The sequence below is a fragment of the Massilibacterium senegalense genome, from assembly GCF_001375675.1.
Lineage (GTDB): Bacteria > Bacillota > Bacilli > Bacillales > Massilibacteriaceae > Massilibacterium > Massilibacterium senegalense.
This window is the reverse complement of record NZ_LN831785.1, coordinates 506,664-521,830: the sequence shown is the minus strand read 5'-3', so window position 1 is coordinate 521,830 and position 15,167 is coordinate 506,664. Positions and strand designations below refer to the sequence as shown.

At 38.5% G+C, this 15,167-nt stretch carries 10 protein-coding genes, 8 tRNA genes, 1 rRNA gene and 1 pseudogene; all 20 read left to right on the top strand.

What is annotated here, in order from left to right; translation table 11 throughout:
* Window positions 1-94 precede the first annotated feature (94 nt).
* Window positions 95-210, top strand: a 5S ribosomal RNA gene (gene rrf, locus BN1372_RS03325).
* A 16-nt stretch (window positions 211-226) separates the two neighbouring features.
* Window positions 227-301 (top strand) — tRNA-Asn (locus BN1372_RS03320).
* A gap of 3 nt (window positions 302-304) precedes the next feature.
* Window positions 305-380, top strand: a tRNA-Thr gene (locus BN1372_RS03315).
* Window positions 381-404: 24 nt separating this feature from the next.
* A tRNA-Glu gene (locus BN1372_RS03310) sits at window positions 405-479 on the top strand.
* A 96-nt stretch (window positions 480-575) separates the two neighbouring features.
* A tRNA-Val gene (locus BN1372_RS03305) sits at window positions 576-651 on the top strand.
* Between the two features lie 20 nt (window positions 652-671).
* Window positions 672-747, top strand: a tRNA-Thr gene (locus tag BN1372_RS03300).
* 8 nt (window positions 748-755) lie between these two features.
* A tRNA-Tyr gene (locus tag BN1372_RS03295) sits at window positions 756-840 on the top strand.
* Between the two features lie 12 nt (window positions 841-852).
* Window positions 853-927, top strand: a tRNA-Gln gene (locus tag BN1372_RS03290).
* 6 nt (window positions 928-933) lie between these two features.
* Window positions 934-1,009, top strand: a tRNA-Lys gene (locus tag BN1372_RS03285).
* A gap of 124 nt (window positions 1,010-1,133) precedes the next feature.
* A complete protein-coding gene (gene sigW, locus BN1372_RS03280; protein ID WP_407656430.1) occupies window positions 1,134-1,712 on the top strand; it encodes an RNA polymerase sigma factor SigW in 579 nt (192 codons plus the stop codon).
* Between the two features lie 161 nt (window positions 1,713-1,873).
* A pseudogene (locus BN1372_RS03270) lies at window positions 1,874-2,209 on the top strand (sigma-70 family RNA polymerase sigma factor); the annotation flags it as partial.
* Window positions 2,210-2,224: 15 nt separating this feature from the next.
* The gene (locus tag BN1372_RS03265; protein ID WP_062197423.1) at window positions 2,225-2,839 is read left to right on the top strand and encodes an anti-sigma factor; all 615 of its coding nucleotides are present in this window, start codon (window positions 2,225-2,227) and stop codon (window positions 2,837-2,839) included.
* Between the two features lie 135 nt (window positions 2,840-2,974).
* Window positions 2,975-3,790 (top strand): diadenylate cyclase CdaA, encoded by an 816-nt coding sequence (gene cdaA, locus BN1372_RS03260; RefSeq protein WP_062197422.1) that lies wholly within the window; start codon window positions 2,975-2,977, stop codon window positions 3,788-3,790.
* A complete protein-coding gene (locus BN1372_RS03255) occupies window positions 3,783-5,009 on the top strand; it encodes a CdaR family protein (RefSeq protein WP_062197421.1) in 1,227 nt (408 codons plus the stop codon). The genes cdaA and BN1372_RS03255 overlap by 8 nt, the downstream gene beginning before the upstream one ends.
* Before the next feature lie 120 nt (window positions 5,010-5,129).
* Window positions 5,130-6,488, top strand: a complete 1,359-nt coding sequence (gene glmM, locus BN1372_RS03250; protein ID WP_062197420.1) for a phosphoglucosamine mutase — start codon at window positions 5,130-5,132, stop codon at window positions 6,486-6,488.
* Window positions 6,489-6,900: 412 nt separating this feature from the next.
* Window positions 6,901-7,986 carry an isomerizing glutamine--fructose-6-phosphate transaminase gene (locus BN1372_RS03245; protein ID WP_187118383.1) on the top strand — a complete coding sequence of 362 codons (1,086 nt, stop codon included), beginning with the start codon at window positions 6,901-6,903 and terminating at the stop codon, window positions 7,984-7,986.
* Window positions 7,987-8,555: 569 nt separating this feature from the next.
* The gene (glmS, locus tag BN1372_RS03240) at window positions 8,556-10,358 is read left to right on the top strand and encodes a glutamine--fructose-6-phosphate transaminase (isomerizing) (protein ID WP_062197418.1); all 1,803 of its coding nucleotides are present in this window, start codon (window positions 8,556-8,558) and stop codon (window positions 10,356-10,358) included.
* Window positions 10,359-10,511: 153 nt separating this feature from the next.
* Window positions 10,512-11,351 (top strand): heteromeric transposase endonuclease subunit TnsA, encoded by an 840-nt coding sequence (locus BN1372_RS03235; RefSeq protein ID WP_062197417.1) that lies wholly within the window; start codon window positions 10,512-10,514, stop codon window positions 11,349-11,351.
* Complete coding sequence (locus BN1372_RS03230) at window positions 11,348-13,504, top strand: Mu transposase C-terminal domain-containing protein (protein ID WP_062197416.1); 2,157 nt, start codon at window positions 11,348-11,350, stop codon at window positions 13,502-13,504. The genes BN1372_RS03235 and BN1372_RS03230 overlap by 4 nt, the downstream gene beginning before the upstream one ends.
* The gene (locus BN1372_RS03225) at window positions 13,479-15,155 is read left to right on the top strand and encodes an ATP-binding protein (RefSeq protein WP_062197415.1); all 1,677 of its coding nucleotides are present in this window, start codon (window positions 13,479-13,481) and stop codon (window positions 15,153-15,155) included. Before BN1372_RS03230 ends, BN1372_RS03225 begins: the two co-directional genes overlap by 26 nt.
* Window positions 15,156-15,167 lie beyond the last annotated feature (12 nt).

Here is a 15,167-nt window from a genome sequence, read left to right as displayed (position 1 = left end):
CGTGTAGCTGACAGATACTAATCGGTCGAGGGCTTATCCTAATACTAAATTGGTTGTACAACATTCGTTATTTGGTTTTGAAAGAATAACTTTGTCTGGTGATAATGGCAAAGAGGTCACACCCGTTCCCATGCCGAACACGGAAGTTAAGCTCTTTTGCGCCGATGGTAGTGAGGGGTTTCTCCTTGTGAGAGTAGGACGTTGCCAGGCGATTCTTTTTTATTATTCCACAGTAGCTCAGTGGTAGAGCTATCGGCTGTTAACCGATCGGTCGTAGGTTCGAATCCTACCTGTGGAGCCATTTGCTTCCATAGCTCAGTAGGTAGAGCACTTCCATGGTAAGGAAGGGGTCAGCGGTTCAAATCCGCTTGGAAGCTCCAGAGAGCGCATTTATATTGGGATTTGGCCCGTTGGTCAAGCGGTTAAGACACCGCCCTTTCACGGCGGTAACACGGGTTCGAATCCCGTACGGGTCACCATTTATCACAAATAAATCGGTGAGTGCTGGACTAGCATATAAACGTTTATTCGAATCCTGTACAGTTTCCCATTTTAAAACGAATATTTATGTGTATGGAGGATTAGCTCAGCTGGGAGAGCATCTGCCTTACAAGCAGAGGGTCGGCGGTTCGAACCCGTCATCCTCCACCATCCAAATTACATTTACCTATGCCGGTGTAGCTCAATTGGTAGAGCAACTGACTTGTAATCAGTAGGTTGGGGGTTCAAGTCCTCTTGCCGGCACCAGTTCCTGTGGAGGGGTAGCGAAGTGGCTAAACGCGGCGGACTGTAAATCCGCTCCCTGAGGGTTCGGCGGTTCGAATCTGTCCCCCTCCACCATTTTTCTATTATTGGGCTATAGCCAAGCGGTAAGGCAACGGACTTTGACTCCGTCATGCGTTGGTTCGAATCCAGCTAGCCCAACCATTTTATGAGCCATTAGCTCAGCCGGTAGAGCATCTGACTTTTAATCAGAGGGTCAGAGGTTCGAATCCTCTATGGCTCACCATTTTAGAAATGATAACCTTAAATCGTCACAGATTTAAGGTTTTTTTATTTTTTTTAAAAAAACATAGGAAATGAAACCTTTTTTGTTTACAATCGTATATAGAATAACTGCAATAAGGACAGGGATTGAAACAATGGATAATCTAGAGCAGAAAAAAATCATAAAAAAAATAAAAAAAGGGGACCAGCAAGCATTTGCCCAACTTGTCGAGGAATACAAAAATCGAGTGTATTACGTTTGTTTTCGTATGCTCGGAAATCGTCAAGAAGCAGAAGATGCTACGCAAGAAACCTTTTTAAAGGTGTATATGAATATTGAACAATATGATCTATCAAGAACTTTTTCAACATGGTTATTTCGTATTGCAACCAATGTATCCATTGATCGTTTACGTAAAAAAAAGCCTGATTACTCTTTAGATGCAGAAATTGTTGGTTCAGATGGACAGACGATGTATCAGCAATTAGAAGCAGATACGAGGAGCCCAGAAATCGAAGTAGAGACGATGGAAGTGCAAGCGTGGGTACAAGAAGCGATTAGTACTTTGTCGCCTAAATATCGGATCGTCATTACGTTAAAATATATGAATGATTTGTCCTTAAAAGAAATAAGTGAAATTCTTGACATTCCGGTAGCAACAGTAAAAACGAGAATCCATCGTGGTAGGGAAGCCTTACGGAAGAAATTACGTCAGTTTACGTAAAGGAGATCATCGGTTATGAAATGTGATAAAACAATTATCGAACTGATGCATAAACAGTTAGATGAAGAAATTACAGCGGATGAATACCAACTTTTACACCAAAAGATCAAACAATGCCCTGACTGCAAAAATCATTTTTATGAACTAATGGAAGTCGANCAACCAATGTATCCATTGATCGTTTACGTAAAAAAAAGCCTGATTACTCTTTAGATGCAGAAATTGTTGGTTCAGATGGACAGACGATGTATCAGCAATTAGAAGCAGATACGAGGAGCCCAGAAATCGAAGTAGAGACGATGGAAGTGCAAGCGTGGGTACAAGAAGCGATTAGTACTTTGTCGCCTAAATATCGGATCGTCATTACGTTAAAATATATGAATGATTTGTCCTTAAAAGAAATAAGTGAAATTCTTGACATTCCGGTAGCAACAGTAAAAACGAGAATCCATCGTGGTAGGGAAGCCTTACGGAAGAAATTACGTCAGTTTACGTAAAGGAGATCATCGGTTATGAAATGTGATAAAACAATTATCGAACTGATGCATAAACAGTTAGATGAAGAAATTACAGCGGATGAATACCAACTTTTACACCAAAAGATCAAACAATGCCCTGACTGCAAAAATCATTTTTATGAACTAATGGAAGTCGAAACGCATTTAAAAAATATGAAAAAAGAGTTCCCGAGTGAACATTTTGTCGATGATTTATTAAAGCAGTTGCCAAAAGAGAAAAAACGATTTCAAGCACAACGATGGTTTGTACAACATCCATTTTTAGTGGCTTGTGCGATTTTCTTTGTCTTCATGTTTGGTGGTACGTATCAGTCTTGGACAGAAGAGAGCGGCCAATTTCAAGTGTCGGGTGCTGCGATTGAAAAGACAAATCAAGTAGTAGTAGACCATCAAAAACAAGAAGTAGTTATTCCGGCAGGCACTGTTGTAAAAGATGATTTAATCATTCAAAATGGGGATTTACGGATTGAAGGAGAGTTACATGGTGACGCGGTCATTATAAACGGCAATCAATATTTAGCAAATGCGGGAGAGGTAACAGGGGAAATAGAAGAAATTGACGAATTATTTGATTGGTTATGGTATAAAATCAAAAGTATGTTCGAATAATTAACGAAATAAAAAACTTGGCGAAGGTCCAAGTTTTTTATTTTTCGTTTGGAAGAATATTAAGGTGAAATGTATCTATGATATACTATAGAGGTTAATATACCTGTATTTTGTGAGAGTTTGGAGGAAAAATAGATGCCCGCTGATTTTTCAATATGGAATTATTTAGCTGATATTTTAGACATCTTAGTCGTCACGTATGTCATTTATAAATTAATGATGGTCATACGCGGAACGAAAGCTGTTCAGTTATTAAAAGGTATTATTGTCATTTTGCTTGTTTGGGCAGTGAGTTACTTATTAGGTTTAAAAACATTGCAATGGTTGGTCAATCAGGCCATTACATACGGTTTGTTAGCGATTATTATTATTTTCCAGCCAGAATTGCGGCGGGCATTAGAACAGTTAGGGCGGGGAAAGTTTTTCTCACGGGGGACAAGTCCAGAAGAAGAAGCGGTTGAAAAACATGTAGAGGCAATCGTAAAAGCTACTTACTATATGGCGAAAAGACGCATCGGTGCGTTAATGAGCATCGAAAGGGAAACAGGGATGAGCGATTATGTAGAAACGGGTATTCCATTACATGCGAAGCTATCTTCCGAACTTTTAATTAATATTTTTATTCCAAATACACCACTTCACGACGGGGCAGTCATTATTCATGAAAATGAAATTTTAGCAGCTGCTTGTTATTTGCCCTTATCAGAAAGTCCTTTTATTTCAAAAGAATTAGGAACAAGACACCGGGCAGCAGTAGGAATTAGTGAAGTGACCGATAGTTTAACCGTTGTTGTCTCAGAAGAAACCGGGTATGTGTCACTTGCGAAAAATGGGGAATTATTGCGGAATATTGCAGAAAAAGACTTACGAGAAATATTATTGCAAGAATTAGCCCATGAAACGCCACAAGTGACGACACGTTGGCAATGGAGAGGAAAACGAAATGGATAAAATGTTTAAAAGTCCTTGGTTTGTCAAAATCACGGCTTTTTTACTGGCACTCATGTTGTATTTTATTGTAACGTTGGACGAATCTGCAAATCCTGCAGGTAATCCATTCCGAGTGGCAAAAGAGACACAGGAACAATTTGAAGTAAAATTAGTCGTGTATTATGATCAAAATAAATTTATCGTATCCAACGTCCCTAAAAAAGTAACCGTGACGTTAAAAGGACAAACGTCTTTAATTACTAAAACGCAGTTAAACAAAGATTATGAGTTTTTTATTGATTTACAAAATGTTCAACCTGGAGAACAACAAGTTCCCGTTCAGTATAAAAACATTTCGAACAAGCTAGACGTAAAAGTAGACCCGAAAATGATTGACGTCACAATCGAAGAAAAAATTACCGCTTCGTTTCCAGTTAAAATTGAATTAATGAATGTTAACAAGCTCCCAGACGGATTTGCGACGGAAAAGCCGATTGCAAACCCAAATGTTATTAAAGTGACAGGTACTAGGGAACAAATTGATCAAATTTCTTATATTAAAGGATACATTGACGTAGAAGGGAAAAAAGAAACAATCCAAGAAACCATTCCAGTCAATGTTTACAATAAAGATAGCGAAATCGTTGATATTCTAACAGATCCAGCCGTAGTCGACGTCAAAGTACCGATTACGTTCCCATATAAAGAAGTCCCACTTAAAATTAATCGTCAGGGTTCGTTACCAGAAGGATTAAGTATCGTATCGATTACGCCAGAACCTGAAAAAGTGACGGTTTTTGGGCCGCAAACAGTATTAGAGAATATTGAGTTTGTGGATGGTGGACAAATTGATTTATCTAAAATTCAAGAAGATACAACCATTGAAGTGCCTGTGACGGTACCAAAAGATGCAACAAAAGTGGACCCTGACAAGGTGAAGGTGCATATTGATGTAGAGAAGGAAGCAACTTCCACCTTCACAAAATTGCCAATTAAAATGGCTGGATTATCCGATGGCTTTAAAGCGTTTTTCGTTACACCAGATAGCGGAAAAATAGACGTCGTTGTGAAAGGCGCTCCATCTGTGTTAGAATCAATGAGTCAAAGAGATATTGAAGCCTATGTTGATTTAACGACGTTATCAAGCGGAGACCACGATGTATCCATTGAATTTAATAGTCCACAAAATGTAAAAGTGACAGCAGAAGTGAAAAAAGCAACAATTCGAATCAAAGATTAATGAAGGAGTTCGTGTTATCTATTTCTAGGAATGGATAAACATAAGAAATCATCGCCATTTGGTGCAGAGCTTTCTTTATTAACGATAAATATTTCATGGCATGAAGGAGAGATCATGTAAATGGGTAAATATTTTGGAACAGACGGTGTCAGAGGTGTAGCAAATACCGAACTTACGGCAGAACTAGCATATAAACTAGGGCGTTGTGGTGGATATATTTTAACGAAAGATATTCAAACAGAAGGAAAACCGAAAGTAGTGCTAGGTCGCGATACACGTATTTCTGGTGAAATGCTTGAAGGTGCCCTTGTAGCGGGATTATTATCCATCGGTTGTGAAGTAATGCGTCTTGGTGTTATTTCTACACCAGGAGTTGCGTATTTAACGAAAGCATTAGGAGCACAAGCGGGTGTGATGATATCTGCCTCTCACAACCCTGTACAAGATAATGGGATTAAGTTTTTTGGCCCAGATGGTTTTAAATTAACGGATGAACAAGAATTAGAAATGGAAAAATTACTAGAGGCAGAAACAGATTTATTACCACGTCCAATCGGAGGAAATTTAGGGAATGTGATTGATTACTTTGAAGGTGGTCAAAAATATATTTCTCACTTAAAACAAACGATTGATGAAGACTTTTCTGGTATTCATGTAGCACTAGATTGTGCACATGGTGCAACTTCTTCATTAGCTTCTTATTTATTTGCAGATTTAGAAGCGGATATTTCCACAATGGGGGCATCTCCGGATGGATTAAATATTAATGAAGGTGTTGGTTCGACACATCCAGAAGCCTTGAGTGCATTTGTAAAAGAAACAGGAGCAGATATTGGCCTTGCTTTTGATGGAGACGGCGATCGACTCATTGCGATCGACCATGAAGGAACGACGGTCGATGGTGACCAAATTATGTTTATTTGTGCGAAATATTTACATGAACATGATTTATTAAAAAATGATACAGTTGTTTCTACAATCATGAGTAACTTAGGCTTTTACAAAGCATTAGAAGCTTCCGGTATTCAATCCATTCAAACACAAGTAGGAGATCGTTACGTAATGGAAGGAATGCGTGAAGGTGGCTACGTACTTGGCGGGGAACAATCAGGACATATTATTTTCCTAGAACATGTAACAACAGGTGATGGCATGTTAAGTGCTATTCAACTCGTAAATATTATGAAGAAAACAGGAAAATCATTACAAGAACTTGCGAGTGAAATGACAAAATATCCACAGGTCTTAAAAAATGTACGTGTGACAGATAAAAAAGCTGTGTTTGAAAATGAACGTGTACAACAAAAAATCGAAGAAGTCGAACACAAAATGGCTGGCAACGGTCGTGTTTTAGTTCGTCCATCTGGAACAGAACCACTCGTTCGTGTCATGGCAGAAGCAGAAACAGAAAGTTTATGTGAAGCATATGTCGATGAAATCGTGGCGGTGGTAGAAGAAGAACTAGGAGCAAAAGCATAAGATAACGAAAAAATAGATGCACAAGTGGACAAAAACACGTGCATCTATTTTTGTTTTTACGAGGAAACGTTTACAAATTTGTGTTCGTATTGACTAATGATGTAAATTCAAGTATGATTTTTTCAGGCTTTTCTTCTGAAGAGCCAAAAAGCGCCAGGACTATGTTGGGACGGATTAGCACATAGTTGACGAGGAGAAGGTTGATTCCTTTTTGTACGAACAAAAGTGGGATACGTGTATCGAACTATTTCAATAGAAAGAAGTAGCGGAAGATAGACGTGATCGAGTTTTTCGGCGGATGCCTTCTGGTTGCTTCATCACAACCGTAAGTGATGTTGAAAACAAAAAGGTGACTTTTTGCACAACCAACATCATGATGATGAAAGTTTATGTTGAAGGGAGTTTTGTCATCATGGCAGAACAAATGAATAAAGGAAATTATGAGCATTTTATGTTAAAAGAAATCGACGAACAACCGGCCGTCATTCGTCATCTTCTTAACGAGTATACAAATGCGAACCAAGTTCAGTTAGCAGCTGATGTTCGTCAAAGTTTGTTAGCGGCAGATACTTTATATATTATCGCATGTGGCACAAGCTATCATGCTGGATTAGTCGGAAAAGATTTAATTGAAAAATGGGCACAAGTACCGGTAGAAGTGCACATTGCGAGTGAATTTGCGTATAACATGCCGTTATTATCAAAAAATCCACTCTTTATCTTTATTTCTCAAAGCGGAGAAACAACAGATAGTTTACTAGTATTCAATAAAGTGAAAGAATTAGGCTACAAGACTTTAACACTTGCAAACGTTCCTGATTCTACACTTGTTCGGGAAGCATCGCATGCATTGTTACTACATGCTGGTCCAGAAGTTGCAATCGCATCGACAAAAGCATACATGGCACAACTTGTTGTCCTTACTATGATTGCAGCAGACCTTGCAAATCAAAAAGGACTTCCGTTACCAATTAACGTAGCAGAAGAACTAGCAAACATCGCAGACGTCGTAGAAGCAATTACTGCAGATAAAGAACCATATAAAATGGTTGCGCGTGATTATTTCTCAGAAGCGAAAAACTGTTTCTTCTTAGGTCGTACAATGGATTATTATACAGCGTTAGAAGCATCATTAAAATTGAAAGAAGTTTCATATATTTACGCTCAAGGATACGGAGCAGGAGAATTTAAACACGGCACCATGGCATTAATTGATGAAGGTATGCCAATCTTTGCTGTCAGCACACAAAAGAACGTAAGCAAAGTGATTCATCACAATATGAAAGAAATTGCATCATTAGGTGCAAAAACATGCGTGATTAGTACAACTGAAACACAAGAAGAAGGCGATCAAATCGTCATCCCAGCAGTGTACGAATCATTATCACCACTCGTATCGATTGTACCATTTCAAATCATCGCCTATTACACAGCACTCCAACTAGGACGCGACGTCGATTCTCCACGCAACCTAACAAAAGCAGTCGTGGAAGAATAAAAAGCGGAGGGCGCTCGGTCAGGGGCGACAAGCATAAGCTAGATGGCAGAATGAGGCGTTCTTTCCTCATGGAGCCATCCAGCTTATGACTCTAGCCCCTAGCGCCCGGAGCTAGATTAGAATAAAAAGCGGAGGGCGCTCCTTCATAAATAGCAAATCCAAGACCGAACTTTTCTTTTTAGAAAGGTTCGGTTTTTTTATGCCTAAAATGGAAAGAGTAAAAGATAATGCTAATGGGTACAGTGCCCTATTTTTCAAGATGCTGTTTGTTTTTTTACAATTATATAAAATGTTATTTTAAAAGCGTTTTCAATGAAAATTTTTTATTGACGTTCCAAAAAAAGTAACGTAATATTTTTTACACGATATCACAAGTTGTGATGTCGGAGCGCCAGAACTATTACACGGACGGAATAAGTAATAGTGGACGAGGAGAAGGTTTATCGAACATTCGGCGGGTGCCTTCTAGTTGATTATCACAACTATGAGCGACGTTAAAAACAAAAAGGTGACTTTTTGGACAAACAACGAAGCAATGATGAGAGTACGTAGTTGGAAGGAGACAGAGTATGTGTGGAATTGTCGGTTATATTGGAGTAGAAGATGCGAAAGAACGATTGCTGAAAGGATTAGAAAAATTAGAGTATCGTGGATATGATTCAGCAGGTATTGCCATCGCAAATGAAACAGGTGTACACGTATTTAAAGAAAAAGGGCGGATTGACGTGTTACGCACTGCTGTCGATGCGAATGTAGTAGGAACGGTTGGCATCGGTCATACACGCTGGGCAACGCACGGGGTACCAAGTAAAGTAAATGCCCATCCACATCAAAGTGCGAGCGGGCGTTTTACGCTCGTCCATAACGGAGTCATTGAAAACGATGAAGCATTAAAACGTGCGTATTTACAACATATTGTGTTAAAAAGCGATACAGATACAGAAGTAATCGTTCAATTGCTAGAAGAAAACACAAAAAAATACGGAAATGTAGAAAAAGCGTTTCAAGCAACATTAAAACAAGTAAAAGGTTCGTATGCCATAGCATTTATCGATGCAGAGCAACCGGACATATTGTACGTAGCGAAAAATAAAAGCCCACTTCTTATTGGCTTAAGTGAACAGGCTAACGTCATCGCTAGTGATGCGATGGCAATGTTAGCCGTAACAAATACGTTTTTAGAAATCATGGATGAAGAAATCGTTCTGCTTACAAGAGACGCAGTAACGATTAAAAACTTAGATGGCATCGTACAAACACGCGAACCATTTCAAGCAGAATTAGACGAAAGTGACATTGAAAAAGGTACGTATGATCATTACATGTTAAAAGAAATTGATGAACAACCATTTGTTATTCGTAAAATCATCCAACAATATCAAAACGAAAGCGGAGAATTACACATTGCAGATAACATCCGTCAAGCAATGTTACAAGCAGACAGAATTTATATCATCGCCTGCGGTACGAGTTACCATGCGGGATTTGTCGGAAAACAATTGATGGAAGCCTTCGCTAAAATTCCAGTGGAAGTATACATCGCAAGCGAATTTACGTACAACATGCCGTTATTAACAGAAAAACCATTGTTTCTTTTCATTTCCCAAAGCGGCGAAACAGCAGACAGCCGAGCTGTACTTGTGAATGTAAAAAATTTAGGATACCCAACCATTACGATGACAAACGTTCCCGGGTCTACCTTATCGCGCGAAGCTGACGCAACACTTCTTTTACATGCAGGTCCAGAAATCGCCGTAGCGTCTACAAAAGCGTACACAGCACAACTAGCAGTCCTTGCCATTTTGGCGAATGACCTTGCTAAACAAAAAGGACTATCTATATCGTTTGATTTAGTCAAAGAGTTATCGATTGTAGCAAACGAAGTAGAAACTATTTGCGGGGAAAAAGAAACCATCGAACAACTAGCGCGGACGTATTTAACAGATGCACGGAACGCTTTTTTCATTGGACGTGCCGTAGATTATTACGTCTCTCTAGAAGCAGCGCTAAAATTAAAAGAAATATCGTATATACAAGCAGAAGGATTTGCGGCGGGAGAATTAAAACACGGAACCATCGCGTTAATTGAAGAAGGCACACCTGTCCTTGCCATAAATACGCAGGAAAACGTGAATTTGAATATACGCGGGAATGTAAAAGAAGTCGTGGCACGCGGAGCACACGCTTGCATCATCAGTACAGAACAAACAGAAGCAGAAGGAGACCAATTCATTCTTCCAACTGTGAATAAACACTTAACCCCGCTCGTATCGATTGTACCGTTGCAATTGCTAGCGTATTATGCAGCGCTTCATCGTGGATGTGACGTTGATAAACCGAGAAATTTGGCTAAATCGGTTACAGTAGAGTAGGCGGGTATGGTGTAGGTTTGGTTTTTGTAGCTTTGAAATAAAGTTGCGATGTTTATAAAAAAGATACGATGTTTAAAATAAAGTCGCGACGGTTGTAAAAAAGTTGCGATGGAACACCCCTTTAGATTATATTTGTCTAAAGGGGTGTTTTTTATGTCTAAACGAGCAAGAACATCTAAAAACGAAAAATGGATTAAAGAAGGTCGCGGTGCTGGTATTGGTTCGGAGTATAAACCTTGGTTAAAGATTCAAGATGTTTCTTCACAAGGTCGGTCCACACGATTAAAAGGTATTAAAACAAACAGGCAGCACGAGTTTCTATCAGATTTGGAACGGAATTATTTTTATTTAACTGAATACTCAGATTTTGTTGTTGATATTCGAGAGCAATTTCCTTTACTACCGTTGGAAGAAACAATTGTCATTGCAGATGAGTTAGGAATTAAACATCCTACAGACCCAAAAACGCATGAGCCTATTGTGATGACAACGGATTTTTTATTAACCGTAGATAAAGGAGAAGGATTGGTTGAACTTGCTAGAACAATCAAAATGAAAGACGAGCTGTTAAAGGAGCGTGTCATTGAGAAATTTGAGATTGAGCGCGTGTATTGGGAAAGACAGCAAATTGATTGGGGCATTGTAACAGAGCTAGAAATTCCGAAAGAAATGGCGAGAAACATTAGCTACATTCATGACTATTACAACCTTGAGCATTATGACGCTTTCCAAAGTCTAAGTGCTCAGTATATTGAAGACCTGTCTATGGCATTATTACAACGCCTTTTAACGAATGATGGAAGCGTTAGAGCTATTACAAGTGAATTTGATAAGGACACGCATATGCCTTTAGGGAGTGGCATGACGTTGTTTTATCATTTACTCGCAACGAAAACGATTCGAGTGGACATGTTGGAGCCGTTAAACGTGGAGCAACCGCTTGTCATTGAGTCTATCGATGAAAGCAAGTTGAAGAAGGTGAAGTACGGATGATTTATATTAACCAAGTATTACAGTACACAGCTGATTCGCAACGCATTCGGATTATTGAAATCGAGGAATCATATGCCTACGTTGTAAATATTGATACAACGAGTGCTATGCCAAAAAGAGAGCTATATAGCCATTTAGAATTAGAGCTTAACCAAGGTCAGTTGCTCATAGTAGCGGACCCTTTTGCTAGAGCAATACCAGATAGTGAATTAACAGTTATCCAAAAAAGTAAGCGTGAAGAAGATTGGGAAACGGTTGAAAAGTATTTACTTCCAAACATGAAGGAACTTTTGCAGAAACAAGGACGTGAAGCGAAAATTGGAGAGATTTCGGAACAGAGTGGACTAGGAAAAACGAAGGTGAAAAAATTACTCAGCCGTTATTGGCAGCGTGGGATGAACAAAAATGCAATGCTTCCTGATTATGCAAATTCAGGTGGGAGAGGCAAAACGAAAAAGCTAAGCCATGAAAAAATAGGACGTCCACGTAGAGTAACCGTTAACGGAGAATATCGTAGCGGTATTAATATTACGGATGAAATCAAAACGCAATTTGAGCATGCGATTAATAAATACTATCGTAAAGCAAATAACTATTCGTTAAAAGACGTGTACAGTTTTATTTTGCGTGATTTTTACTCAGACCGCTATAAAGAAAACGGAGAAATTCAATACCGTATTTGGGAGTCGAATCGAATTCCTTCATATCACCAGTTTTATTATTGGTTTAAGAAATTAGAAGACCCTAAGAAGGACATCGAATTTCGCAAAAGTGCAAAAGAATACGAGCTAAAGCATCGTCCGTTATTAAGTAATTCTAAAGTTGAAACGAATGGACCTGGCACACGCTTTCAAATTGATGCAACGATTGCAGATATTTATTTAGTGAGTGCATTTGATGTGAATCGAATTATTGGAAGACCTGTAGTTTATGCGATTGTTGATGTTTATTCGCGTATTATTACAGGCATTTACGTAGGTTTAGAAGGACCATCATGGCTTGGAGCAATGATGGCTTTGGATAATATGGTTGCCGATAAAGTTGAATTTTGTGAGCAATATGGTATCGAGATTACAGAGGAACAATGGCCGACATATCATCTTCCCGAAATTATTATTGCAGACCGAGGCGAATTTGAAGGCTATGCAGTAGAAGGAATCATTAATAACTTAAATATTAAAATTGAAAACACTACAGCGTATCGCGGTGATTTAAAAGGTATTGTAGAGCGCAAATTCCGCACGATTAACGGAAAGGTGAAGCAAAAAGCCCCAGGTGCTATTCAAAAAGAATATAGAGAGCGTGGGGACAGAGATTATCGATTAGATGCCACGCTAAATTTAAAAGAATTTACAGCGCTCATCATCACACTAGTTTTGCAGCACAATCATAAAATTATTGATAAATACCCGATGGAAAAAGAAATGATTACAGATAGTGTCGTACCAACGCCAATTAATTTATGGAATTGGGGCATTCAAAATCGTAAAGGGCGACTTCGAACGGTGGACCGAGATATTTTACGGTTAAATGTATTACCTCGCGGTAGAGCAACGATTTCACGAGCAGGTATTAAATTTAAAAATTTATTATACGGTTCGAAACGAGCGATTGAAGAACAGTGGTATGCAAAGTTGAAAAATAAAAGTATTGATATTGTTTATGATCCGCGTCATTTAGAAAAAATTTATATCCCGAATGATAATGGAATGGGTTACGAAACATGTATTTTGCTAGAACCAAGCCAGCAATACAAACTTGATTTTTTAGAAGATGTTGTGTTCCAGCAACAACTAAGAAATGAGCTAGAAGAAGAGGAACGAGCGAAGCAAATACAGCTAACAATTAATGCAGATACGATGATGGAACAAATTATTAAGGCGGCAGAGAAAAAGAAGAAACAGGCACAGCATCAACCAACAAGCAAAAAAGAAAAACTCGCTGCCATTCGAGATAATAAAGCGATTGAAAAAGCCGCTAATCGTGAAGAAGAAAAGTTCGATTTAGCCCCTACAGTTGCAGAACAGCCGGCAGAAATTATCGACTTTACATCACGTACTAAGCTAGAGCAACAGCCCGAAAAGAAATCGTCTTCACGCTTAATGGAGAAACTAAAACGGAAGCGAGATGAGAAATTTGGAAAAGATGAATAATGTCGTTTTAAAAGGCGATGTAGAAGAAGCAAATTACAAGCCACAACAGCTTACTGAATACGCTCAAAATCCATTTATCGAAGCGCTACCACCCATTTTTAGTGAGGATGATGTATTAGAGCGATTTATGGTGACACCACGTATTAGCGAGCAAGATAAGCAAAGTGAAACGAATATTCGCTATCACGTACTAAAGCGAATAAAAAATTTCATTCAGCCGTTACCCATTCATTTCGAAGTAGAGCGTCGCTTATCCACATTAATTCGTAGAGGCTATTTAGCACGTAATCCATTAGATAAATCATTTCTTGAACGAATCCGAGCATTGCATCATTTGCGTGAAGATGAGGAACAGGCACATAAATGCATTGACGAGCGATTGAATCATATCCGTTCAACAGCGGACAGCTTATCTATTATAGGGATTTCAGGTATTGGTAAAACGACAGCCATTGAACGTTTGTTGTTAATGTATCCGCAAGTCATTAAGCATCAAGTGTATGAAGAGCAACCGTTTAATAAAACGCAAATTGTCTGGCTCAAAATTGATTGTCCCTATGACGGTAGCCTTTCAACGTTATGCAAAAGCTTTTTTAAAGCAATTGATGATTTATTGGGGACGCGCTATTTAGAGAAATTCGGATATTTAAATCGCGTTACATCAACAATGCTATTGCATATGACTTCATTAGCAAGCATGTATGGCATTGGTGTACTTGTGATTGATGAAATCCAGCACTTATTACATGCGAAAAATGACCAAGAAGAAATGCTGAATTTCTTTGTAACACTTTCAAATACTGTTGGTATTCCAACCGTTTTAATTGGCACATCAAAAGCTCAACAATTATTTAAAGGCAACTTCCGCCAAGCAAGACGCGCGGCAAGTGATGGTGCAATTATTTGGGATCGAATGGATGAGCAAAGTGAGGAATGGGAGTTCTTTTTAGAAACGCTATGGGAATTACAATGCTTAAAAACACGCTCTCCGCTTACAGAAGACGTTAAAAAGACTTTTTATGAGGAATGCCAAGGGATAACGTCTGTAGTAGTAAACCTCTTTATACTAGCTCAGGAACGCGCATTATTTGATGAAAGTAATGAAGATGAGGTTATTACGTCAAAAGTGTTGAAGCAGACAGCAAAAAAGGATATGAAAATTATCCAGCCGATGTTAAATGCGATTCGAAACAATGATTTTGCAGCGATGTATAAGTATGAGGATATTATGATTAATTTAGATGAGTTGATGATGAATCATAAGAGGAATACGCAATATGAAGGTAAAGTTAAGGCTGCGATGAAGGAACGGCAGAATACGTTGGTGTATAGGCAACAAGAAATGATTGAGAGTTTGAGTATGGAAGTGGCGGCTATAGGAATTTTTGAATCATTGTCTTCTAACGAAATTATAATTGCTACCCAAAAAATAGTGGAACAATTCCCCTCCGATACAGATAGTAATAGCATAAAGTCAAAGTTAATACCGTATTTAATAAAAGTAAATGATCAGAAAAAAGAAAAAAGAGAATTAAAAGGTAATTCTCTTTTAACATTACCTTTATTAGATTTAAGAAATCAAGCATTGAAGCAAAATAAACATCCATATGAATTATTAAGAGAGAATGGATATGTTAAAATATTTATGTAAAATATTAGGATG

Excerpts from the sequence above, each read along its gene's own strand:
- cdaA (WP_062197422.1), top strand. The coding sequence starts at position 2,975 with ATGCCCGCTGATTTTTCAATATGGAATTATTTAGCTGATATTTTAGAC.
- BN1372_RS03225 (WP_062197415.1), top strand. The coding sequence starts at position 13,479 with ATGAGAAATTTGGAAAAGATGAATAATGTCGTTTTAAAAGGCGATGTA.
- BN1372_RS03265 (WP_062197423.1), top strand. The coding sequence starts at position 2,225 with ATGAAATGTGATAAAACAATTATCGAACTGATGCATAAACAGTTAGAT.
- glmM (WP_062197420.1), top strand. The coding sequence starts at position 5,130 with ATGGGTAAATATTTTGGAACAGACGGTGTCAGAGGTGTAGCAAATACC.
- BN1372_RS03255 (WP_062197421.1), top strand. The coding sequence starts at position 3,783 with ATGGATAAAATGTTTAAAAGTCCTTGGTTTGTCAAAATCACGGCTTTT.
- BN1372_RS03245 (WP_187118383.1), top strand. The coding sequence starts at position 6,901 with ATGGCAGAACAAATGAATAAAGGAAATTATGAGCATTTTATGTTAAAA.
- glmS (WP_062197418.1), top strand. The coding sequence starts at position 8,556 with ATGTGTGGAATTGTCGGTTATATTGGAGTAGAAGATGCGAAAGAACGA.
- BN1372_RS03230 (WP_062197416.1), top strand. The coding sequence starts at position 11,348 with ATGATTTATATTAACCAAGTATTACAGTACACAGCTGATTCGCAACGC.
- BN1372_RS03235 (WP_062197417.1), top strand. The coding sequence starts at position 10,512 with ATGTCTAAACGAGCAAGAACATCTAAAAACGAAAAATGGATTAAAGAA.